Raw genomic sequence first — 2,202 nt, forward strand, 5'->3', positions numbered from 1 at the left:
AGAAACAGGAATTGCAGAGCTAAAGAAGTTCGCTAAAGGTCTGAATAGAGCTAGAGAGGGGCTCCTGTCGTACTGCCAGCATCGTATAACCAGTGCGAAAATCGAAGCCTTCAATGGTGTCATCAAACGGATAATATACAAGGCATGTGGTTACAATGATCTTGATTATCTCTATCTAAAAATCAGGCAGGAGGCCCAAAAATGATCAGCCAACCTGTAAAAGGGCCATAATTTTCTGATTGAAAACATATTTGAAACACACTGGTTCGTCGGCTAACTGCACAGCCTGTATTCAGAGGTTATCCCAACAAAGTTCGACCGGTTTAAGTGCCCTTCAATCAAGATAAAAAAGCACATACTCCTGCCAGAGATAAGGCAGTTCTCTGGCACTTCTTCGCCATGCAGAAACATCCTTGATCAAGCGGGCATTACGGTATTGCTCTTCAGGTAATAAATATTTTTTTACATCGTCGGGCAGAAGCACTGGGCGAATAGGTCGGGCGGAGCCTCTGGCCAGGTTGATCTGGCCCGCATCACTGAGAATATATTCACGGGCCAGTTTGGCAGCATTGGGATGCCGGGCCCATTTGTTGATGATAGTGCTATAGCCACTGATTACAGATCCATCGCTGGGAATAACCACTTCAAACCTTCTGGGGTTAATGATGTTTCTGTAATTCAACGCATTAAAATCCCAGAGCACACCCACCTCAATCTCTCCCCGCTCCAGATTGGAGACAGTAGGAGGGACCAGCGTCAACCGCTTTTCCTGGGCCAACTTTGAGAAAAGCTTAATACCCGGCATGAGATCTTTCTCACTGCCTCCCATGGCGATAGAAGCCGATAAAACCGCATTGCTTGGCTGGCTCCCCTTCCCTACAGGACCGATGGACAGCTTCTGATTGCCATTGAGAAGATCCTTCCAGCTTCGAGGAACTGATTTCACCTTTTCAAGATTTACAATAAAAGACATTGCACCGGTATAGGACAGCATCCAGTGACCATCAGGATCTTTTGCCCAGTCAGGAATTTCACGCCAGGTAGAAGGCTTATAAGGCATGGTCACGGACTGGGACTTAGCCACACTGGCAAATTCAAGACCGGAATCCCCAATATCCAGGGTGGCGTGCTTTCTCTCTGCCTTGATCTTTGAAATCACCTCGGCACTGCTCATATCCGTATCTCTCTGAACGATGCCATACTTTGTCTTCAGATCCTTCCATGTCTGCCCCCAGTTAGCCCAATCGTCTGGCATGGTGGCTGTTTCCAGCAGTCCCTCATCGGAGGCTGCTCTTTCCAGACGTTGCAGATCTGTCAGTGCATACACCTGCCAGGAGAACAGCAAGCCAGCCCCTGTCATCACTGAGAATAACCCCAACCAAAGCTGTCGCTTCATTCTGTTTCCGTCTCGTTCAGTCTGGAAAGAATCGGCGCCGTCCAGTGTGGACGCCCCTTTGAAGTTCTGCGAGCCAACAGTCAGATGCAGGAAAAGTCTTACTGCAAAACAAGAGGTAGTATGGTGGAAAAACTCAGCTTGTCAGGTAGGAGGAACAGGTGATGTAGAGGGAGAGGGAGAGGGAGAGGGAGAGGGAGAGGGAGAGGGAGAGGGAGAAAAGTAAAAAATAACCAAGTAGATGGGTTTACAAGCTGTGTGGTCAAAATCTTTGTGCTGCTTCCATGCAACCCGTCAGCTATTTGTTATAAGCATTTTTCTGGAGCAATAAAAATACTCTTTGTTAGGCTGAAAGGTTCCGTCTTGGTAGCAGTACCTCAAACAATCAACCTGTAAACCTATCTACTTGCTGCTAACACGTTATTATTTTTATTCGGGGTTAGCTGAATCAGCCTGTTATTATTTTTATTCTGGCTGTATTTATTATTCTTGACCTTAATATATACAAACCCCATGCCAACTTTTTTCAATCGACTCGCAACACCCGAAATACGTACATTTAACTAGTGCAGCGACAGATAAACCTACCCTAACAACTGGTCTATTATGTTACCCATGTACAACAGATGGGTAACAGCTAAGAGATTGTGTAACACATCCACCCAAATAGACGACCACAGGTTATTTATCGGTTGAGCGTAAAACCCCGTACTTTGAGTGCGGGGATGTAAGCTCGTCGGCGATAGCCGACTAATGCGGTGTTCTCTGCTGCTGAACGTACTGTTTGATGACTTCTATAGGAGCGCCAC

Annotated in this window: 2 protein-coding genes; one reads left to right on the plus strand and one right to left on the minus strand. The window is 46.5% G+C overall.

Annotated features, from left to right (window positions below; genetic code table 11):
* Positions 1 to 205, plus strand: a 205-nt coding sequence (locus tag ACR2PX_RS21200) for a transposase (protein WP_434001351.1), incomplete at its 5' end; no start/stop codon positions are given.
* A 129-nt stretch (positions 206 to 334) separates the two neighbouring features.
* Here ACR2PX_RS21200 and ACR2PX_RS21205 read toward each other — a convergent pair.
* Positions 335 to 1,396, minus strand: a complete 1,062-nt coding sequence (locus tag ACR2PX_RS21205) for an ABC transporter substrate-binding protein (protein WP_434001352.1) — start codon at positions 1,394 to 1,396, stop codon at positions 335 to 337.
* Positions 1,397 to 2,202: the final 806 nt, after the last annotated feature.

This window comes from Endozoicomonas sp. (assembly GCF_051008435.1).
GTDB lineage: Bacteria > Pseudomonadota > Gammaproteobacteria > Pseudomonadales > Endozoicomonadaceae > Endozoicomonas_A.